Consider the following 20,570-nt stretch of genomic DNA (forward strand, 5'->3'; position numbering starts at 1 on the left):
TGCCCCTGCGCATAGGCCACGGCTTCGACGTCCATCGCTTCGGCGAGGGTGACCACCTGATGATCGGGGGCGTGCGACTGCCCTTCGATCGGGGGTTCGTGGCGCACTCCGATGGCGACGTTCTGTTGCACGCCATCAGTGACGCGCTGCTGGGCGCCTGCGCCCTCGGTGATATCGGTCACCTGTTTCCGGATACCGACCCTGAGTGGAAGGGCGCCGACAGTCGCGACCTGCTGCGGCGGGTGGTGGCGCGGGTGGCGCAGGCCGGCTACCGGGTGGCCAACCTGGACGCCACCCTGATGGCCCAGGCGCCGAAGATGGCACCGCATCTCGGTGCCATGCGCGACGCCCTGGCCGAGGACCTGGGCATCGACAGGGGCGCCATCAACGTCAAGGCCACCACCACAGAGCGTCTCGGCTTCACCGGGCGTGGCGAGGGCATCGCCGCCGAGGCGGTGGTGCTGATGGCGGCCATTGACAATGATGCCATCAGCGCCGCCGGGGACCCTGGCGCCAGTGTCACGAGGGCCGAATCGACATGAGCGATGCCATCGTCTGGCCCCCGCACTGGCCGCGCTATCTGGACGAGCGTTTCGGCGCCCCGGTGGCCGGGCGTTACCGGGAAACCCCCGAGGATTTCCAGGTCGAGGAGGACCTGGGATTCGCTCCTGAGGGCCAGGGCGAGCACCTGTGGCTGTGGATCGCCAAGCGTGACACCACCACCGCCAGGGTCGCCTCGACCCTGGCCCACCTGTGTCAGGTGAGTCGCCGCGACGTCGGTTATGCCGGCATGAAGGACCGCACGGCGGTAACGCGTCAGTGGTTCTCGGTGCATCTTGCGGGGCGTGAGGCGCCGGAGGATCTCGACGCACGACTGACGGCGGAGGGCTATGTGGTCGAGGCCGCCAGCCGTCATCCGCGCAAGCTCAAGCGGGGGGTCCATCGCGGCAACCGCTTTCGTCTGAAGCTGACCGGCGAGGTGGCTCGGGATCCTGGGCTCGAACAGCGCTTCGAGGCCTTGGTGAGCGACGGGGTGCCCAACTATTTCGGGCCCCAGCGATTCGGTCACGAGGGGCGCAACCTGAGCAAGGCCTGTGCGGTGCTCGAGCGCGGCTGGCGCAAGCGTGATGACCGCGAGGGCATGCTGTTGTCTGCCGCTCGCAGCTACCTGTTCAACGCCCAGTTGGCCGAGCGTCTGCGCAGGGGCTGCTGGCGAGAGGTGCTGGCCGGCGACGTGATGATGCTGGAAGGTACCCACAGCCTGTTCGACGTGGAAAGCCCCGATGACGCCTTGAAGGCTCGGCTCGAGCAAGGCGACATCCATCCCGCCGGGGTACTCTGGGGGACCGGTGGCAGTCGCGCCCGGGAGCGAGCCGAGGCGCTGGAGCAAGACGTCCTGGCCGAGGCGCCGGCGCTGTGCGCCGGACTCGAGAAGGCCAGGGTCAAGGCGTCCCGACGGGCGTTGAGAGTCATGCCCACCGAGGCCCGTCTGTGGCGTCAGGACGACGCGGTGTGGCTCGAGTTTCGCTTGCCCGCCGGGGCCTTTGCCACCGCCGTGCTGCGTGAGCTGATGGATCACCCCAGCCTGAGCTTTCGCAACGCGCCGTCCGTCGACGAGCCTTTAGTGAAGGAGCCTGTGGCCAGGCAGCCTGGGGAAGAGCAGACCGGGGACGCGCAACCAGTGGCCGAGCAACACCAGGGAGATACACCATGAGGAGACTGCTGCTATCCAACGACGACGGCGTCAATGCGCCTGGCTTGAAGGCCCTGCATGACGCCCTCAGCCCCTATGCCAAGCTCAGGGTGGTCGCCCCCGATCGTGATCGCAGCGGTGCCAGCAACTCCCTTACCCTGTCGCGTCCGCTGTCGCTCAGCCCCATGGACAGCGGCTTCTACAGCGTCGACGGTACCCCCGCCGACTGCGTCTATCTTGGCGTCAACGGCGTCTGGGACGAGACACCGGATCTGGTGATCTCGGGTATCAACCATGGCGGCAACCTGGGCGACGACGTGCTCTACTCGGGCACCGTGGCGGCGGCCATGGAAGGGCGCAATCTGGGCATGACGGCCATCGCCGTGTCACTGGTCGGACACCGCTACTTCGAGACCGCCGGCCGGGTGGCGGCAAGCCTGGTGGGGGCGCTGGAGCAGCTTTCGCTGCCGCCGCGCAGCCTGCTCAACGTCAATGTGCCGGATGTGCCGTGGGAAGAGCTGCGCGGCTTTCGCGTCACTCGCATGGGCTATCGTGGCCCCGCCGAACGCCCCATCGAGACGCGCGATCCCCGTGGACGGTTGCGCTACTGGATCGCCCCGGTGGGAGAAAATGCGGACGATGCGCCGGACACGGACTTCGCCGCGGTGGCGGAGGGTTACGTCTCCATCACCCCGCTGCAGACCGATCTGACCCGACACGCCGCACGCGATGATGTGCAGGACTGGCTTGATGCGCTCACCTGATCTCAGAGGCGTCGGCATGACGTCCCAGCGAACCCGGGACCGCATGGTCAGCCGCATGCGCGAGCAGGGCATTCGCTCGTCTCGCGTGCTCGAGGTGATGGCGCGGGAACCTCGCCATCTGTTCCTTGACGAGGCCCTGGCGCATCGTGCCTACGAAGATACCGCGCTGCCGATCGGCCATGGCCAGACCCTGTCGCAGCCCTGGATCGTCGGACGCATGAGCGAGCTGATCCTCGAACAGGCGCCCGAGCGAGTGCTGGAGGTGGGCACCGGGTCAGGCTACCAGACGCTGATCCTGGCACGTCTGGTGACGGAACTCTGGTCGGTGGAGAGGATCAATGCTCTGCATCGTATCGCCGCCTCGCGCCTGCGCCTGTTGAAGACCTACAACGCGCGCTTGAGGCTGGCCGACGGCGGGCACGGGTGGCCCGAGGCCGCCCCCTTCGACGCCATCCTGCTGACCGCCTGTGCCAGCGAACTGCCCGAACCTCTGCTGTCCCAGCTGGTGGACGGCGGCGTGCTGATCGCGCCGCTGGAAGGGCACGATGGACGCCAGTGGCTGACCCGTGTAAGGCGCGAGGGAGAGCGCTTTGAATTCGAACGGCTGGAGCCGGTACGCTTCGTGCCGTTACTGGAAGGAGTAATTCGTTGAAACATTCGCTAGGCCTCTACCTCCGGGGTGCGGGCATGGGGGCGGCGGATGCCGTCCCGGGAGTCTCCGGTGGCACCATTGCCTTCGTCACCGGCATCTACGAGGAGTTGATCCACACCATCAAGCGCTTCGGTCCCAGTGCCTTCGGGGCGCTGAAACAGGGTGGCGTCAGGGGGCTCGTTGCTCACCTGAACCTGCGCTTCCTGCTTCCGCTGATGGCCGGCATCCTGACCAGCCTGATCACCGTGGCTCACCTGGTGGTGTGGCTGCTGGATAGCCATCCGCTGCTGCTCAACGGCTTCTTTTTTGGCCTGGTGGCGGCGTCGGCGCTGGTGGTCGGCAAGCACCCGGCCGACTGGCGCTGGTGGCACATGCTGCCGCTGGCGCTGGGACTGGTGCTGGCCCAGGCGCTGCCGTCGCTGATGCCGCTGGTCAACGCCCTCGGCAGCCCCTCGCTGGTACTGGTCGTCGGTGGCGCCATCGCCATCAGCGCGATGCTGTTGCCCGGCGTCTCGGGCAGCTTTCTTTTGTTGAGCATGGGCCTCTACGACGTGGTGATGCAGGGGATTCGTGGTTTTGATGTACCGCTGCTGGGGCTGTTTGCCCTGGGGTGCCTGGTTGGCCTTTTCACCTTTTCCCGTCTGCTGTCGTGGCTGCTGCGGCGTCATCACACCGCCACCCTGCAGCTGCTGGTCGGCTTCATCGTGGGCTCGCTGCCGATCCTCTGGCCCTGGCGGGAACTGACGCGCTATCAGCTAGGCAGTGACGATCAAGTCATCCCGCTGGACTATCGCTATCTGGCCCCCTGGGATTATTCTGCGGTGACCGGAGAGGCCGCGCAGCTGGTGGGGGTGACGCTGCTCGCCATCCTCGGCATGCTGGTGGTCCTCATCGTTGCCAGGGTCGGCGCTTCGTCCGCCGCCCGCGAAGACGCCAACGCTAGCCGCTCGACGCGGTCAGCCGACAAGGAGACACCACACGATGCATAAGACTCTCGTCATCTCCAGCCTGGCGCTGGTCCTGGCCGGCTGTGTCAATCAGCAGGGCCCGAGCCAGCCGGTCCAGGTTCAGGACCTGTCGTCGGCCCGTGCCGCACAGGTGCCTGCGCAGTACACCGTCGAGTCCGGCGATACGCTGTACGGCATCGCCTGGCGCCACGATATGGACTTCCGCGAACTGGCCCGGATCAACAATATCCAGCCGCCCTACCGCATCGACGTCGGCCAGACGCTGAGCCTGTCGGCCAACGGTCAGGCCCCGTCGTCGGGCGCCGGCGGTCAGCAGGTGGCGGGCGCGCAGGCAGGCCAGGGCGCAGGCCAGGGCGGGGCGGTGGCAACGCCCCTCGGCCAGGAAAGTCAGAACGCTCAGCCCTCCTCCGAGGATCTCGAGTGGCTGTTGCCGGACGGCAGCACCGAGACCGTGAGCGCGAGTACCGAGCAGATCAGCGGTACCGCGGCCCAGGGCGCGGCCGCCGTGGCCGGTGTCAGCGCGACCGCTCCGGGACCGGTGTACGACTACGACACCCCCGGCGCCGATGGTAGCCTGAGCAGCCAGGATGAGGCCGAGCGCGCCCAGCGCGAAGCCGAGGAATCGGTGGTGGCGGCCGCCGAGGAAGAGGCCAGGGCACAGCAACAGCAGCAGGCCGAGGCTAGCGATTCTGCACAGTCAGAAACCGTGGCCGCCAACGCTTCACAGGACAGCGGCAGCAGCAGCCAGGCCACGTCTTCCAGTGGCGGCGAGAGCGCTTCAAGCGGCGGATCGCGGACCTATACGCCGGTCGATGAGGTTCCCTGGCAGTGGCCGGCCGACGGCCAGATTGTCAGCCAGTTCGGCGAGAGTTCGAGCATCACCGCCGGCATTGATATCGGCGGTCAAAAGGGGCAACCTGTCAGAGCGGCGGGGCCGGGCAAGGTGGTCTACGCGGGCAGCGGTGTGAGGGGCTACGGCAAGCTCATCTTGCTCAAGCATAACGATGAATACCTGAGTGCCTACGCCCACAACGACAGTCTCAAGGTCAGCGAGAACGATGTCGTCGAGGCAGGCCAGGTCATCGCCACCATGGGGGATTCCGACGCCGAGGACGTACGCCTGCATTTCGAGGTGCGCAAGGACGGCCAGCCGCAGGATCCGACGAAATATCTTCCTTCCCGTTGAGAAACGGCAGTTTCTCCAGGATGAGCGTCACACAATAATAATCTTTGGCGTTGATCGTAGTGGGTGACGACAACGCCGGGTCGCAACCACGGGGTAGCTATACGATGAGCATGCTTGAACGGGATCTTCAGGATGTGAATCTCGAAACGGTAGACGAGGCTGACGAGGACGCCGTCGAGGACGTGACGGACGAGGTCGAAGAGGTCGAGGAAGCCGACGACGAGACTCAGGCGTTCGAGAAGGCGCTGGGTCGCGAGGATCGCTATGCGCGCCAGAGCCTCGACGCCACCCAGATCTACTTGAATGAGATCGGCTTCTCGCCATTGCTGACGCCGGAGGAAGAGGTCTATTTCGGCCGTCTGGCGCGCAAGGGTGACCCCCAGGGGCGGGCTCGGATGATCGAGTCCAACCTGCGCCTGGTGGTGAAGATCGCGCGCCGCTACCTCAATCGCGGCCTGACCCTGCTGGACCTGATCGAAGAGGGCAACCTCGGCCTGATTCGTGCGGTGGAGAAGTTCGATCCGGAGCGCGGCTTTCGCTTTTCGACCTACGCCACCTGGTGGATTCGCCAGACCATCGAACGGGCGCTGATGAATCAGACCCGCACGATTCGCCTGCCGATCCACGTGGTCAAGGAACTCAACATCTACCTGCGCGCCGCCCGTGAGCTGACCCAGAAGCTCGATCACGAGGCCACCGCCGAAGAGATCGCCGAACATCTGGACAAGCCCGTCGAGACCGTCAAGAAGATGATGGGGCTCAACGAACGGGTGTCCTCGGTCGACTACCCCATGGGCGGCGAGAGCGACAAGCCGTTGATCGAGACCCTCACCGACGACAACGAGCAGGGGCCCGAGTCGACGTTGGTCGACGGTGACGTCAAGGCCCACGTCAATCACTGGCTGGCGGAGCTTACCGAGAAACAGTGCGAGGTGGTGGTGCGACGCTTTGGCCTTCGTGGCCACGAGGCCGCCACCCTGGAGCAGGTCGGCGAGGAGATCGGCCTGACCCGCGAGCGGGTGCGCCAGATCCAGGTCGAGGCGCTCAAGAAGCTGCGCCGGATGCTCGACAAGCAGGGCCTGTCGCTGGACGCCATCTTCGAGTAGCCCCGTCAGCCTGGCGTGACCAGAGTGCTGTCGGTGGCGGTGCCCGGCAAGTAGATGATATCAGCGCATGCTGGGGCGCTTGGATAGGGGCATGGTCCCGACCTTCAAGACTGACCCCGTGAGACGTATCCATAAGCGCCAGGCCAAGCCTGGCGCTTTTTTAGTGGTTTTGTCTGGTTGCTATCCAAGTATTGGTTTAACTAGCTGTCTCGGAAGAGTTTTATGGACTTATATGCCATGAAATACCCTTTTCTATTGAGCATAATATGGTGACAACACTAGCCTCTGCACACTGACCTCGGAGTCCCCATGTCTCGCCCCCTGATCGCCGATATCGACCTGGATGCCCTGCGCCACAATTACCGGCTTGCCGCGGGCCTGGCCCCTGGCAGCCTCAGCGTCGCGGTGCTCAAGGCGGACGCCTACGGCCATGGCGCCGTCGCCTGCGCGAGGGCCTTGTCCGGCGAGGCGCCGATGTTTGCGGTGGCAGCGATCGAGGAGGCGGTCGCCCTGCGCGAGGCCGGCATCGAGGAGCCCATCGTGCTGCTCGAGGGGATCTTCAGCGCCGATGAGCTGGCTCAGGTGGAGGCGCTTGGCCTGGGCATGGCGATTCACAGCGACTGGCAGCTCGAGGCCGCCCTGGCCCGGCGCCCGGCCCGGCCCATCCCGGTGTGGCTGAAGGTGGACTCCGGCATGCATCGGCTGGGCTTCCCGCCCGAGCGGGCCGAAGCGGCCTGGCGGGCACTCGAGGCGGCCCCTGAGTGTGTCTGTGATCTTCACCTGATGAGCCACTTCGCCACCGCCGACAGTACCGATGCTGGCTACTTTCAACGTCAGCGCGAGTGCATTGTGGCGCTGGCCGAGCGCCTCGACGCGCCCACCTGCCTGGCCAATTCGCCAAGCATTCTTGCCCAGTCCTCGGCCCACGGTGCCATCAACCGCCCAGGAGTGATGCTCTACGGGTCTGATCCACTGGAGGTCGCCAACAGCGCAAGCCAGCAGCTTGCACCGGTGATGAGCCTGCGCAGCGAGATCATCGCCCTGCGCGAGCTTCCTGCGGGGGAGCCGGTGGGCTACGGGGGGCGCTTCGTCACCTCTCGGCCCTCGCGTATCGGGGTGGTGGCCTGTGGCTACGGCGACGGCTATGACCGCCACGCCGTGGACGGCACCCCGGTGCTGGTCGGCGGCAAGCGCACCCATGTGGCCGGCAAGGTGTCGATGGACATGATGACGGTGGACCTGAGCGAACTGCCCGAGGCAGGCATCGGCAGCGAGGTGGTGCTGTGGGGCCGCAGCCGTCACGGTGGCGTACTGTCGGTGGATGAAGTGGCCCGATTCTGCGACACCATCAGCTATACCCTGTTGACCGGGGTGCTGCCACGGGTGCCCAGGCGGTACAATGGCGCCGTTAGCGACTGACGGCCTGGCTCGTCGGTCGTCCTGATCGACCGACGAGGGATCGCATGTCCAAGGACACAACGACCGCGCCACGTTACTGGACCCAGCCACGCTACTGGCCGACCTACCTTGCCATCACCGCCATGCGCGCCAGCGCCTGGTTGCCTTGGCGCTGCAAGCTGGCGCTGGGCCGATTGATCGGACTGGCCGCCTGGCGTTTCGCCGGGCGTCGCCGTCATATCACCGAGACCAATATTCGCCTTTGCTTTCCCGAGCTCGACCAGGCGGCCCAGGCCCGCCTGGTCAAGCAGAGCTTTCTGGCCAACGGCATCGGCATCTTCGAGACCGCCACCGGCTGGTGCCGGGATCCCGAACATCTGCGCCACCGGGTCACCTTCAAGGGCCAGGAGCATATGGCGAGGGTCCAGGCCGAAGGCAAGGGCGCGCTGATCATCGGCATCCACTTCTCCACCCTGGATCTCGGCGGAGCCCTTCACTCGCTGTTCTTTCCCGCCGACGTGGTCTATCGCCCCCACGACAATCCGGTGTTCGAGCGTTTCATGACCCGTGCCCGCAACGGCATCTTCGGTACTGCCATCGATCGTCATGACCTGCGTGGCGTGGTGCGACGGATCAAGGCCGGTCACCACGTCTGGTACAGTCCGGACCAGGACTTCGGCCGTGACGCCAGCGTGTTTGCGCCCTTCTTCGGGGTCGAGGCGGCGTCGATCAAGCTGACGGCCAAGATCGCCAAGATGACCGGCGCGCCGGTGATGCCGCTGATCTTTCATCGCAATCCCGACAATCGCACCTACAGCCTCGAATACCTGCCCGCCCTGGACAACTTCCCCAGCGGTGACGAGGTCGCCGACGCTGCCCGTATCAACGCGGTGATCGAGGCCGCGATTCGCCGCCATCCCGAGCAGTATCTGTGGATGCACCGGCGCTTCAAGACCCGCCCCAGGGGCGAGGCCAAGATCTACTGATGGACCCGCCTGGCGGGGCTTGCCGGCTTGGCCGCGGGCGCCCCGTCGGTCCAGGCGTCAACCGATCTGCTCGAGGCTCGCCGCCAGGCGTTCTCGCATGGGGGTCAGGTCGAGGCGGTGTGCGCCTCTTTCCAAGCGTTCCACGATAAAGGCCTGATCCATCGGGTCGCTGGCGCCGTCCGCCAGCGCCTGGCCGACCCGCTGAGCCATCCGCTGAATGCTGGGGAGCTGGTGTTCCCCGGCGAACAGTGACTGGGTCTTGAGCGACTTGAGCAAACCCAGCAGGGTGCTCTGGTCCTCGGCGCCGTAGGACAGGATCGGCACGAACAGGCGGTGCAGCAGGCTGTCGTAGCGTTCCACCGGCCAGGTCACACGGCGCTTGCCGTCACCGTCGACCATGGTGTTGGCCGGCTGCCATTTGAGGTAGCGGCACAGCAGATCGGTCATCCGGTGCAGGCACAGCCTGGCGGTGCCGGGGTCGTTGATCCCCGGTGACAGCGCCTTGATCGCCACTTCCATCATCTGGGTCAGTCCGTGGACGAAGTGCTCGTCGATGGATTCACCGTCGAGATAGGTGAGGGTGGAGAGCACCTCGTCGCACCACTCCTCGTTGGGCGTGTCCTCGCATTCCAGGATAGCGATGGGCAGACCTTCCACCACGTAGTCGCCGAAACGAAACTGCAGATGCAGCACGCCACCGATGCGCTCGGCAAGCTCCGCCAGTCGCTCGAGGTTGGCGTTCTGCACATAGCCCGCCATGCGCGCATGGATCTCGTGACACTGGGCGCTCGGCGGTGCAGCCGAGGGCAGGTAGCGCCAATGGTCATCGGTTTCCTTGTCGTGCAGACGCTGCATGCTGGCCAGGGTGGTGTCATGGAGCCCGGAGATCACGGCGTCGATCTGGATCGACTGGGAAGCGTTGTGGATGAAATAGACGAACAGCGCCAGGCAGTGCAGCACCATGGCGCAGGCCAGATAGATGGCGAGCGAACGCCAGGCGGCTTCGCCGTCGTCGACCTCCGGCACGATCAATAGAATCAGGATGAACAGGATGGTGCCCAGGTAGTGGCCGAGCACCCACTGATTGGCGCGCTCCGATACCAGCCCGAATACCAGCTTGTGGGAAAAGTTGCCGCCGGCCTGGGACAGCACCGACATCACCATGGAAAAGCTGAACACCATCAGCGAGATCATGCCGCCGAGCATCGCCGCCAGCAGTGACTGGGCGCTGCCCGGGGCGGTGAGACTGAGCTTCTGGATCACCTCCGGCAGCGAGGTGTCGCTGATCGGTGGGGCCAACGCCAGCAGGCCGAGCAGACCGTAGACCAGGGCTGCCAGGGTCGGCAGGTAGGCGATGCTGGTATAAAAGGCGCGAATCAACCGCACCGGATGGAAGGTCAGCGATGACATGGCAGGGACCCTGTCAGGTAGCGGTGGATGGGAGAGGTCGATGTCGACGACAAGATGCGTCGCATGTGGCTCTTATCGCTTCAAGCGTGCTGTCATGCAAGTACGCCGGTAAACGCTGGCGGCAGCGGAAAGACTGGAACTGCACAAACGACGACGCCACCGGCGTGGGCCGGTGGCGTCGTTGCAGTGCGCAGTGCTTGTCGTATCAGGCGTCGATACGCTTGTACTTCATCCGATGCGGCGTGTCGTCACCGACGCGCTTCTTGTGGTCGGCTTCGTACTCGGTGTAGTTGCCGGCGAAGAACTCGACGTGGGACTCGCCCTCGAAGGCCAGGATATGGGTCGCGATGCGGTCCAGGAACCAGCGATCGTGGGAGATCACCATGGCGCAGCCGGGGAAGGCCAGCAGAGCCTCTTCCAGCGCACGCAGGGTCTCGATATCCAGGTCGTTGGACGGTTCGTCGAGCAGCAGCACGTTGGCGCCCTGCTTCAGGGTCTGGGCCAGCTGCAGGCGGCCGCGCTCACCACCGGAGAGGTCCCTGAGGAACTTCTGCTGGTCATTGCCCTTGAAGTTGAAACGCCCGACGTAGGCCCGTGAGGAGACCTCGTAGCCGTTGATGTTGAGGATATCCTGTCCATCGGACACCGCTTCCCACACCGTCTGCTTGTCGTCGAGGGCGTCGCGCATCTGCTCGACGTAGGCGATGTCCACCGTCTCGCCGAGCACCACTTCGCCGGCGTCCGGCTTCTCGCTGCCCTGGATCAGCTTGAACAGGGTGGACTTGCCGGCACCGTTGCCGCCGACGATACCGACGATGGCACCCTGGGGGATGGTGAAGCTCAGGTCCTCGTAGAGCAGCTTGTCGTCGAAGCGCTTGGACACCCCGTGGAATTCGATGACCTTGTCGCCCAGACGCGGACCCGGCGGAATGTAGATCTCGTTGGTCTCGTTGCGCTTCTGGAAGTCGCCGGACTGCATCTCCTCGAAGCGGTTGAGGCGTGCCTTGCTCTTGGCCTGACGGCCCTTGGCGTTGGAGCGAACCCACTCGAGCTCGTGCTTGATCGCCTTCTGACGCGAGGCCTCGGCCTTGGCTTCCTGCTCCAGGCGCTTCTCCTTGGCTTCCAGCCACTGGGAGTAGTTGCCTTCGAAGGGGATGCCCTGGCCGCGGTCGAGCTCGAGGATCCAGCCGGCCACGTTGTCGAGGAAGTAGCGGTCGTGGGTGATGGCTACCACGGTACCGGAATAGTCGTGGAGGAAGCGCTCGAGCCAGGCCACGGACTCGGCGTCCAGGTGGTTGGTCGGCTCGTCCAGCAGCAGCATGTCCGGGTTGGACAGCAGCAGGCGGCACAGCGCCACGCGGCGACGTTCGCCACCGGACAGGTGGCCGACATTGGCCTCCCAGGGCGGCAGCCGCAGTGCCTCGGCGGCGACTTCCAGCTTGCGCTCCAGGTTATGGGCGTCGGCGGCCTCGATCAGGTTCTCGAGCTTGGCCTGTTCGGCGGCCAGCGCGTCGAAGTCGGCGTCCGGTTCGGCGTAGGCCGCATAGACGGCGTCCAGCTTGGCCTGGGCTTCCTTGATCTCGCCCAGTGCCTCCTCGACGGTCTCGCGCACGTTCTTGGTGTCGTCGAGCTCGGGCTCCTGGGGCAGATAGCCCACGTTGAGGCCCGGCATCGGCCGTGCCTCGCCTTCGATCTCGGTGTCCACGCCGGCCATGATCCGCAGAAGGGTGGACTTGCCGGCGCCGTTGAGACCGAGCACGCCGATCTTGGCCCCGGGGAAGAAGGACAGGGAGATGTCCTTGAGGATCTGCTTCTTGGGGGGCACGACCTTGCCCACCCGGTTCATGGTGTAGACGTATTGCGCCATGGGAACTCGCTAGTGTTGGGGAAACGATCACCACCGGCGCTGACGGACGCCCTGGGCGTCGACAGCATAGCCAGACGTGGACGATGCCGCGTTTCCACTGGGGTTCGCGGAAAAAAAGCTGGTCACAGATGATAGAGCCGGAGGCGCACAAACGCCAGCCGTGTGGCGAGATCGAGGGGCGCCCCACACAAGGTGAGGGGATTCGCCAGGCGAGAGCGAATGGCGGGGGCGATGCACCGACCGCCCCGGGAAAGACAGGTGGCGCTGGATGCTATTCCTCTTCTTCTTCCTCTTCCTCGTCATAGCCCCAGTTGTCATCGATGGCCTGGCGCAGGCGACGTTCCTCGAGCAGGGCTTCCACTCGTCGGCGGGCGCGCAGGGTGTCAGCACGGTTGGAAGGACGACTGCGGGAATAGTCCTCGTCGTTGACCGCCTCCTGATCAGAGAGGTCGAGGTAGGCATCATCGAGAAGGGAATCACGGCTCATGTGAAATCTCCCATGGCCAGAGCGCCGAAGCGCGTCTTGTCACACCATGCTTCCGACGGCGGGAAGCGCCAACAGAATCCGAGGACTCTGTTGGCTATATAAGCGGGAATCGAGAAAAGTGCAAGAGGGAGGCGTGGACTGGCTCAGGCGCTGTCGGCGCCGTCACGCAGGCGATCGATCTCGGCCAGGTTGGCCACACGTTCGCTGACGTCCTTCTGGACGCCGATGAAGTAGACCAGCTCGTCACTTTCGTCCAACACCGGGGTCAGTGACAGCTCGTTGTAGAACAGGGTGCCGTCCTTCTTGTAGTTGCGCAGAACTTCGCGGCAGGGGCGCAACTCCTTCAATGCCTTGCGCACGACGTCGAGGGCCGGCTGGTCGGTATCGTCGTTTTGCAGGAAGCGGCAGTCGCGGTAGAGGATCTCGTCCGCGCTGTAGCCGGTCAGGCGCTCGAAGCCCTGATTCACGTAGATCAGAATATGCTCGTCGCCTTCCTTCTCGGCCACCACGATCCCGTCTTCCGAGGCGTTGACGATGCGTTCGAGCAGTTCCGGGGCGATCATGTTCGGTCGTGTCATGGGACGTCCTGTTGCGGGCTTGGCGTTACACCCTTGTTGCCTGGTAATCAGGGGCCGGGGATTCAGGGGCCAGGATGTGCACCAAACCGGTAGTCTCTCGTAGACGGTTTGTGCGCAACCTCGGGATGTAATGATGGCTCTAATCGGCAAAATTTGATGCTAAGCATGGCCAGAGGGCGAGATTAAATCAATGGTCCGCTAACCTCTTTTGCTGCCCTGGCGTCACTCTACCTCCGGCAGGCGCAGCGCGCTGAGGGCGGCCAGGGCGGCGGTGGCGGCCAGCACCAGCAACAGCGGGCCGGCGCCGAGCCATTGCGCCAGAGCACCGATCACGGCGCCGACGATCAGCATCAGCACGCCAGTGATGGTGTTGGACAGGGCCACATAGAGGGCACGATTGTCGGCGCCGGCCATGTCGACGATGTAGGTCTTGCGACCGAGGCGAATGCCCGAGTGGACGATGACCAGCAGCGCGTAGACCAGGGCGTAGGGCCAGACACTTGCGCTCATCGACTCGGGCAACCAGGCCAGCGATGCCCCCAGCAGGCAGCACAGGGTGGTACCGATGGCACCGTCGCGCATCACCGTTTTGCTGGAGGCATCCGAACGCTTGCCCCAGATGGGGCTGGCGACCATGCCGGCGACCCCGGATACCACGATCAGAAGTCCCAGTCCGCCAAGTTCAGTACCGCCGTTGTCCTGGGCCATCAGCGCTACATAGGGCAACGCCAGGGCGCTGGACAGCAACAGGGCGCGGGTCAGATTGAAGTTACGAAAGGCGGCGTCGTCGCGCATCAGGGCGAGGCCGGTCTTGACCGAATCCCAGGCGTTGGCGCCGCCGTCGGTGGCGCCTTCCGCTTCTTCGATGGCGGCGGCGCAAAGCGCATTGAGGGTCCATCCCAGCGCCGCCACGCCAAGCAGCACCGCCAGGGCGAGCTCACCGGGGCGGTCGTCGAACAGCACCAGCACCGCACCGGCGGCCAGGGTCACGGCGCCCGCCACGCTGCCGCTCCAGCCCATCAGGGTCCCGCGACGTTGCTTGGAGATGGTCTTGCCGAGCACGTCCTTGGTGGCGATGGACGACAGCCCCCGGGCCAGCGACAGGGCGACCAGGGCCAGCAGTACCAGGCCGCCGCCAACACCGCCTGAACCGATCAGGGCAAGAACCGACAGCGCCGCGGCGGCCAGCGCCTGGAGCAATCCACCGACCACCCAGACGCCCTTGCGCCTGGGTTTCAGGCGGATAAAACCGGCCACGAACAGCTGGGGCAGCAGGGCGCCGGCCTCGCGAATCGGCACCAGCAGGCCGACCATCCAGGTCGGCGCGCCGATGGCGCCCAGTAGCCAGGGCAGGACCAGACGGGCGCTGGAGAGTTCGTCGGCGAGCTTGTTGCCGAGCGACGCCAGCAGATGCAGGAAGAAGTTGCGCGGCTGCTCATCGCAGGCGCTGTCCGGGATGTCCTTGCACAGGCGACTGTCCTCGTCGCCGGTGAGCCACTCGTAAAGTCGCGTCTGGGTTTCGCCACTGGCCATGGAGGCTGTCCTGACTGTTATGATCGTGGTTTGAGGGAATACGGTGTACACGCTGCCTTGCAGCGCGTTGCCGGTGTTTCCACCTACGTGCTGGAACAGGGAGGCTGAACGTGGCACGCATTCGGATTATCTACTGTACGCAATGTCAGTGGCTCTTGCGTAGTGGCTGGTATGCCCAGGAGCTGCTCTCGACCTTCGGCGAGGATCTCGAGGAGGTGACGCTGGTGCCTTCCCACGGCGGCCATTTCGAGATCCAGCTGGATGACGAGACGCTGTGGGAGCGCAAGCGAGATGGCGGCTTTCCCGACATCAAGACGCTCAAGCAACGGGTCCGCGACGGCATCGCTCCCGAGCGTGATCTGGGCCATCTGGACCGTTGAACGTTGCCGATGGTCATCCTGTGTTGACGGTCTGAACGCGGGCTCGATGGCGTCATCCTGATCGACCGCGTTCCCCCTTCGCCTGGCCATGGCTCGTTGCTCCTTACCCTCATCTTTACCCCAGGGAATGTCATGACAACTGATCGACAGGCCATGGCCTTCGGCCTTGGCGCCGTGGCGTTGTGGTCCACGGTGGCCACCGCCTTCAAGCTGGCGCTTGCCCATATGAGCCCGCTGGAGCTGATGTGGCTGGCGGCGCTGGTGTCCTGGGCGCTGATGAGCGTGCTGATGCTGCGGCGCGGACAGCTGCATCAGGCACTTCGTCGCGGCTGGCGCACCGCTGTGTGGGCCGGGCTGATGAACCCAGTGGCCTACTATCTTGTGCTGTTTGCGGCCTATGACCGGCTACCGGGACAGGAGGCCATGGCGCTCAACTACACCTGGGCGCTGGCCATGGCCCTGCTGGCGGTGCCGATCCTCAAGCAGCGGTTGACGCCGATGGACGTGGTGGCCGGCCTGGTGGCCTACGCCGGGGTCTGGGTCATCGCCACCCGCGGCCAGGTTTTTGACGTGGCCTTCGCCGATCCTCTGGGCGTCGCACTGGCGCTGGTGTCGACGCTGATCTGGGCGCTGTACTGGCTGTTCAATGCCCGCGACCGGCGTCCGCCGCTGGTCGCCCAGTGGCAGAACTTCAGCGTCGGGGTGCCGGTGCTGACGCTGCTGATGGTGCTGGGGCCAGGCTTTCAGTGGCATGGCAGCGCCGCCCTGGGCGCGGGCATCTATGTCGGACTGTTCGAGATGGGCGTCGCTTTTGTGCTGTGGCAGGCGGCGATGCAGCGGGTTTCGCGCACCGCCAAGGTCTCCAACCTGATCTTTCTGTCGCCACCGGTGTCACTGATGCTGCTCTACCTGGTGGTCGGCGAGCCGATACTCCCCTCGACCCTGATCGGACTGGTGCTGATCCTGCTGGGGCTTGGGCTGCAGCAGTGGCAGAAGGCGCCCGAGGCCATCGAGCCTTCGTCGTCATAGGAGCCTGACGGTCGGAGTCTCTGCAAAGTTGATCATGGGGGAGAGCGGGGGGATATCAGGAGGCGCCCGCTTGCTTAGTGCTTTCCTCGCTCGCGGTGCTGGTCGAGGCTGCCCCAGCTTCTTCCAGCAGGGGCGCAAGGCTAGGCCAGACGTTGTCGAGCAGCCTCGGCTGGGCTTCGGCGGTGGGGTGGATGCCATCGTCCTGCATCAACTCGGGCTTCAGCGCGACCCCTTCGAGCAGGAAAGGCACAAGCGGCACCTCATGGGTGTCGGCCAGTTCGCGGAAGACCCCGGTGAAGGCCTGACGGTAGGCGTCGCCGCAAAGTCGAGAGCGGTGGGATATCAGGAGGCGCCCGCTTGCTTAGTGCTTTCCTCGCTCGCGGTGCTGGTCGAGGCTGCCCCAGCTTCTTCCAGCAGGGGCACAAGACTCGGCCAGACGTTATCGAGCAGCCTCGGCTGGGCTTCGGCGGTGGGATGGATACCGTCGTCCTGCATCAACTCGGGCTTAAGCGCGACCCCTTCGAGCAGGAAGGGCACCAGCGGCACCTCATGGGTGTCGGCCAGTTCGCGGAAGACCCCGGTGAAGGCCTGACGGTAGGCGTCGCCGTAATTCGGGGGGATGTCGATACCCAGCAGCAGCACCTGGGCGCCGGCGGCCTGGCTCTTTTCGATCATGCCTTCGAGGTTTGCCGACATCTGGCTCGGCGGAAGGCCCCTGAGTCCGTCATTGCCGCCCAGCTCCAGCAGAACGATGTCCGGGTCGTGCTGTCGGAGGAGTTCAGGGAGACGGGTGGCGCCCCCGCCGGTGGTTTCGCCGCTGATGCTGGCATTGACCACCTCGGCGCGGTGCGCCACTCGCTCGGCCAGCAACGCCACCCAGCCGGCGTCCCGTTCGATGCCGTAAGCGGCGCTCAAGCTGTCGCCCACCACCAGCAAGGTCGGCGGGGCTGTGTCAGACTGGGCCCAGACCGACCCCGGCACAAGGGCGGTCAAGACGCAGGCCATCATCAGCGTCTTCAGCATCCGCTTGGCGGGCGTTGCCCGGCGATCCTGCGCTCGTCTTCCTGACGTCGTGGCATCAGCAGCGCCGAAGCGCGAGGCTCCAGAAAAAAACCGCCGTGCCGCCCCAAACGTCCAAGTCCCAGGGAATGCCATCACCATGTCGCTGTCTCCTTCCGAGAATACCGTCCCGACCACCGTGCTGCGCGCGCGAGGCCTGTCCAAGCGGGTCGCCAGCGGAACGCGGGAACTGACCATCCTGCGCGAGCTTGAGCTCGACGTACAGTCCGGCGAGAGCGTCGCCATCCTCGGCCAGAGCGGTGCCGGCAAGTCGACCCTGCTGGCGCTGCTGGCCGGTCTCGATACGCCGAGTGCCGGCGAGCTTGCGATGTTCGGTACATCGCTTGCCGAGCTCGACGAGGACGGTCGCGCGGCGCTGAGAAACACCCGAGTGGGCTTCGTGTTTCAGAACTTCCAGTTGCTGCCGACCCTGACGGCGCTGGAAAACGTGCTGCTGCCGACCGAGCTGTCGACCCTTGCCAACCGTGAGGCCCGTGCCACCGACTGGCTCGGTCGAGTGGGGTTGGGCGAGCGCCTGGATCACCTGCCCAAGCAGCTGTCCGGCGGCGAACAGCAACGGGTGGCGCTGGCGCGGGCCTTTGTCACCGGCCCCGAGCTGGTGTTTGCCGATGAACCGACCGGCAATCTCGACCCGGACACCGGGGAGCGCATCATTCAGACCCTGTTCGAGCTCAACCGTTCCGAGGGCACCACCTTGGTGCTGGTTACCCACGACCACGCTCTGGCGAGGCGCTGTGATCGCTGTCTGCGCCTGGCCGACGGCCAGCTCACCGAGGTGACATCCAAGCTTCCAGCCGAGGCGCCAGACGCCCAGCGGGAGGCCTCGGCATGAGTGAGCGAAGCTCCACGGCGAAGGGCCAATTGGGACGTCAGCTGGTGATGGCGGCGCGCTCTCTGCGGCGCGATCTTCGTGCGGGTGATGTACGCGCCTTGCTGGTGGCGCTGACCCTGGCGGTGGCCGCCTCGACCATGATGGGGTTCTTTCTCGACCGGCTGGAACGTGGCCTGACCCGTCAGGCCAGTCAGATGATGGGCGGCGATGTGGTACTGGAGCAGTCCGATCCCTTCGCTCAGGAGATCCGGGAGCGTCTGGAAGGCGCCGGCATGCGCCTGAGCGACCAGGTCGATCTGGTCTCCATGGCCAGTCGCGATGGCGCCTTTCAGCCGGTCAGCATCAAGGCGGTGGATGACGACTATCCACTCTACGGCGTGTCCCGGGTCGACCAGGGCGCCGGTGTCGAGGAGCTCGCCAGTGGCCCTGCGCCAGGCGAGGTGTGGCTGGCGCCGAGGCTCGAGACGCTGCTGGACATCGAACTCGGCGACAGTCTGACGCTGGGCAGGGGCGAGTTCCAGGTGACCGGCTGGATCGAGCGGGAGGCCGACCAGTCTGCCGGCTTCGGCAGCTTCAACCCGCGGGTGATGATGCACGTCGACGACGTCGAGGCGACCGGGCTGATCCAGCCCGGTTCGCGCATCGAGTTCGAGATCCTTGCCGCCGGCTCGCCCCAGGCGGTGGAGACGCTGTCGCCCTGGCTCGCCCGCCTGCGCGCCGACGGCGTCGAGGTACGTGACGTGCGCGAGGACCGGCCGCGGCTGGGCTCGGCGCTGGAGCGAGCCGAGACCTACCTGAGCCTGGCCGGTCTAGCCGCCGTGCTGCTGGCCGGGGTGGCGGTGGCCATGGCGACGCGGCGCTACGTCGATCGCCATCTGGATACCGCCGCGCTACTGCGCTGCTTCGGCGCTTCCCAGCGGGACCTGGCGCGTATCTTCACCTTCCAGCTGGCCGGTCTGGCGCTGGTGGCCTCGCTGATCGGCGCGCTTCTGGGGCTGGCGGGACAGGCGTTGCTGCTGGGCTTGATGCAGCGTTTTTTACCGCTGGAGCTGCCGCCTCCCGGAGCCTTGCCGTTGTGGCTGGGTGTGCTGACGGCACTGGCCGTGCTGGCCGGCTTTGCAGGGCCGACCCTGCTGCGCTTGAAGCGGGTTAGCGCACTCAAGGTACTGCGCCGGGAGCTGGACCCCTTGCCCGCCTCCGGCTGGTCGCTGCTGCTGGCGGCGGCGCTGGCCTTCGGTGCTCTGCTTTGGCTGTACTCCGGCAGCCTGGGGCTGGCGGCGGGGCTCTTGGCCGGTGGCATGGTGGCGCTGGGCGTTCTTTGGGGCCTGGCGGGCTTGATCCTCGATGGGCTGTTGCGTCTGGCCGCGCGGCTCGACGGTGGTGATCCCGCTGGCCTGCGCGGGTCGCTGCGTCTGGGAGCGCGGCAACTGGCGCGCCGTCGCAACGCCAGCCTGGGGCAGATGCTGGCATTCGCGGTGACCTTCTTCGCCATGACCATGATTGCGCTGGTGCGGGGTGACCTGTTGACCACCTGGCAGGCGCAGTTACCCGAGGACACACCCAATCACTTCGCGATCAATATCCAGCCCGGCGAGCGCGACGACTTCGAGCAGCGGCTCGAGGCCATCGCCGAGGCCAGCAGTGATCTCTACCCCATGGTCCGCGGGCGTATCACCGCGATCAACGGCCAGCCGCCGAGGCAGGCCGTGCCCCCCGAGGCGAGAGGAGAAAACGCCCTGCGCCGGGAGCTCAACCTGACCTGGCGGGAGGATCTGCCGAGCGGTAATCGTCTGGTGGCCGGCGAATGGTTTGCCTCGCGCGCCGAGGCCGGCGGCTGGCTCGACGAGGTGGATGCCCAGCCGTCCTCGGCGCCCGCAGGCGATGACGTCGCCGAGACGGCGCCGATCTCCATGGAACGAGAACTGGCAGAACGTCTGGGGCTGGCGCTGGGGGATCGTTTAAGTTTCACCATCGGCGCCGACACCCTGGTCGGTGAGATCACCAGTCTCCGCGACCTCGATTGGGACAGCTTCAAGCCCAACTTTTACGTGATCTTCCCACCTGGTGTGCTGGAACGCTACGGCCATAGCTACATCACCGCCTTCTATCTGGAGCAGCAGCAGAAGCGCGAACTGGGGAGCCTGGTCCAGGCCTTCCCGGGGGTGACGCTGCTCGACGTGGATGCCCTGCTGGGGCAGGTCCGTGAGGTGCTGGGGCACGTGACCCGGGCGGTGGAAGTGGTGCTGGCCTTCGTGCTGCTGGCCGGGGTCAGTGTGCTCTACGCCGCGTTGATCGCCAGTCAGCCGGTACGTGCCCACGAAAGCGGCTTGTTGCGCGTCTTTGGCGCAGGTTCGCGTCTGCTCGCGCGGGTGCAGTGGGCTGAATTTGCTGTTCTGGGACTGGCCAGCGGCCTGATGGCGGCGCTGCTGGCGGAGGTCGCCACGGCCGCGTTATACCTGCTGTGGCTGGATCTGCCGCCGCGGGTGCATCCCTGGGTCTGGTTGCTGGTACCGACGCTCGGCGCTGTGGTGCTGGGCCTGGTGGGGCATCTGTTGTCCCGGGGCATCAGACGCCAGGCGCCGGCGGCGAGCCTGGGACTGCTGGGCGAGGCCTGAAAGGCG

19 protein-coding genes and 1 pseudogene are annotated in these 20,570 nt (G+C 65.7%); 13 read left to right on the forward strand and 7 right to left on the reverse strand.

The window, feature by feature from the left end:
- The first annotated feature begins 5 nt into the window (after positions 1–5).
- The 9 genes from ispF to lpxL all read left to right on the forward strand — a co-directional run bounded on the left by ispF (position 6) and on the right by lpxL (position 8,753).
- A complete protein-coding gene (ispF, locus tag NKF27_RS04300) occupies positions 6–542 on the forward strand; it encodes a 2-C-methyl-D-erythritol 2,4-cyclodiphosphate synthase (RefSeq protein WP_301271192.1) in 537 nt (178 codons plus the stop codon).
- On the forward strand, positions 539–1,714 hold the full coding sequence (gene truD / locus NKF27_RS04305) for a tRNA pseudouridine(13) synthase TruD (RefSeq protein ID WP_253555475.1): 1,176 nt from the start codon (positions 539–541) through the stop codon (positions 1,712–1,714). The genes ispF and truD overlap by 4 nt, the downstream gene beginning before the upstream one ends.
- Positions 1,711–2,457 (forward strand): 5'/3'-nucleotidase SurE, encoded by a 747-nt coding sequence (gene surE / locus NKF27_RS04310; RefSeq protein ID WP_045991032.1) that lies wholly within the window; start codon positions 1,711–1,713, stop codon positions 2,455–2,457. The genes truD and surE overlap by 4 nt, the downstream gene beginning before the upstream one ends.
- Positions 2,444–3,109: a protein-L-isoaspartate(D-aspartate) O-methyltransferase gene (locus NKF27_RS04315; protein WP_045991033.1), complete on the forward strand. Its 666-nt coding sequence runs from the start codon at positions 2,444–2,446 to the stop codon at positions 3,107–3,109. Before surE ends, NKF27_RS04315 begins: the two co-directional genes overlap by 14 nt.
- A 35-nt stretch (positions 3,110–3,144) precedes the next feature.
- Positions 3,145–4,098 (forward strand): DUF368 domain-containing protein, encoded by a 954-nt coding sequence (locus tag NKF27_RS04320; protein WP_108448141.1) that lies wholly within the window; start codon positions 3,145–3,147, stop codon positions 4,096–4,098.
- Positions 4,091–5,263 carry a peptidoglycan DD-metalloendopeptidase family protein gene (locus NKF27_RS04325; RefSeq protein WP_253555477.1) on the forward strand — a complete coding sequence of 391 codons (1,173 nt, stop codon included), beginning with the start codon at positions 4,091–4,093 and terminating at the stop codon, positions 5,261–5,263. The genes NKF27_RS04320 and NKF27_RS04325 overlap by 8 nt, the downstream gene beginning before the upstream one ends.
- 110 nt (positions 5,264–5,373) lie before the next feature.
- Complete coding sequence (gene rpoS / locus NKF27_RS04330; protein WP_108448198.1) at positions 5,374–6,369, forward strand: RNA polymerase sigma factor RpoS; 996 nt, start codon at positions 5,374–5,376, stop codon at positions 6,367–6,369.
- 309 nt (positions 6,370–6,678) lie between these two features.
- Positions 6,679–7,788: an alanine racemase gene (gene alr, locus NKF27_RS04335; protein ID WP_253555479.1), complete on the forward strand. Its 1,110-nt coding sequence runs from the start codon at positions 6,679–6,681 to the stop codon at positions 7,786–7,788.
- A gap of 44 nt (positions 7,789–7,832) precedes the next feature.
- Positions 7,833–8,753, forward strand: a complete 921-nt coding sequence (lpxL, locus tag NKF27_RS04340; protein ID WP_253555480.1) for an LpxL/LpxP family Kdo(2)-lipid IV(A) lauroyl/palmitoleoyl acyltransferase — start codon at positions 7,833–7,835, stop codon at positions 8,751–8,753.
- Positions 8,754–8,810: 57 nt separating this feature from the next.
- Here lpxL and NKF27_RS04345 read toward each other — a convergent pair whose 3' ends face one another.
- From NKF27_RS04345 to NKF27_RS04365, 5 genes are all read right to left on the reverse strand, one after another.
- A complete protein-coding gene (locus tag NKF27_RS04345; RefSeq protein WP_253555481.1) occupies positions 8,811–10,163 on the reverse strand; it encodes a DUF2254 domain-containing protein in 1,353 nt (450 codons plus the stop codon).
- A 205-nt stretch (positions 10,164–10,368) separates the two neighbouring features.
- Positions 10,369–12,030: an energy-dependent translational throttle protein EttA gene (gene ettA, locus NKF27_RS04350; protein WP_045991039.1), complete on the reverse strand. Its 1,662-nt coding sequence runs from the start codon at positions 12,028–12,030 to the stop codon at positions 10,369–10,371.
- Between the two features lie 271 nt (positions 12,031–12,301).
- Positions 12,302–12,517: a PA3496 family putative envelope integrity protein gene (locus NKF27_RS04355; protein ID WP_253555482.1), complete on the reverse strand. Its 216-nt coding sequence runs from the start codon at positions 12,515–12,517 to the stop codon at positions 12,302–12,304.
- Between the two features lie 143 nt (positions 12,518–12,660).
- Positions 12,661–13,095 carry a PAS domain-containing protein gene (locus NKF27_RS04360; protein WP_108131386.1) on the reverse strand — a complete coding sequence of 145 codons (435 nt, stop codon included), beginning with the start codon at positions 13,093–13,095 and terminating at the stop codon, positions 12,661–12,663.
- Positions 13,096–13,317: 222 nt separating this feature from the next.
- Positions 13,318–14,628 (reverse strand): MFS transporter, encoded by a 1,311-nt coding sequence (locus NKF27_RS04365; protein ID WP_108448146.1) that lies wholly within the window; start codon positions 14,626–14,628, stop codon positions 13,318–13,320.
- Positions 14,629–14,738: 110 nt separating this feature from the next.
- On the opposite strand from NKF27_RS04365, the gene NKF27_RS04370 reads away from it, so the two are divergent.
- Entirely contained in the window at positions 14,739–15,008 is a 270-nt protein-coding gene (locus NKF27_RS04370; RefSeq protein ID WP_253555483.1) for a SelT/SelW/SelH family protein, read from the forward strand.
- 132 nt (positions 15,009–15,140) lie between these two features.
- Positions 15,141–16,037, forward strand: a complete 897-nt coding sequence (locus tag NKF27_RS04375) for a DMT family transporter (RefSeq protein ID WP_253555484.1) — start codon at positions 15,141–15,143, stop codon at positions 16,035–16,037.
- Between the two features lie 55 nt (positions 16,038–16,092).
- On the opposite strand, the pseudogene NKF27_RS04380 reads toward NKF27_RS04375, so the two are convergent.
- Together NKF27_RS04380 and NKF27_RS04385 are read right to left on the reverse strand one after the other, a co-directional pair.
- Positions 16,093–16,356 (reverse strand): annotated as a pseudogene (locus NKF27_RS04380) (hypothetical protein); the annotation flags it as partial.
- A gap of 23 nt (positions 16,357–16,379) precedes the next feature.
- Positions 16,380–17,060 (reverse strand): arylesterase, encoded by a 681-nt coding sequence (locus tag NKF27_RS04385; protein WP_253555485.1) that lies wholly within the window; start codon positions 17,058–17,060, stop codon positions 16,380–16,382.
- A gap of 136 nt (positions 17,061–17,196) precedes the next feature.
- Between NKF27_RS04385 and NKF27_RS04390 the strand changes: the two genes are divergently transcribed.
- The gene (locus NKF27_RS04390; protein WP_108448147.1) at positions 17,197–17,949 is read left to right on the forward strand and encodes an ABC transporter ATP-binding protein; all 753 of its coding nucleotides are present in this window, start codon (positions 17,197–17,199) and stop codon (positions 17,947–17,949) included.
- Positions 17,946–20,564 (forward strand): ABC transporter permease, encoded by a 2,619-nt coding sequence (locus NKF27_RS04395; RefSeq protein WP_253555486.1) that lies wholly within the window; start codon positions 17,946–17,948, stop codon positions 20,562–20,564. Before NKF27_RS04390 ends, NKF27_RS04395 begins: the two co-directional genes overlap by 4 nt.
- The last annotated feature ends 6 nt before the right edge of the window (positions 20,565–20,570 follow it).

It is taken from the genome of Halomonas sp. DN3 (assembly GCF_024137905.1).
In the GTDB taxonomy this organism is placed as follows: Bacteria; Pseudomonadota; Gammaproteobacteria; order Pseudomonadales; family Halomonadaceae; genus Halomonas; species Halomonas litopenaei.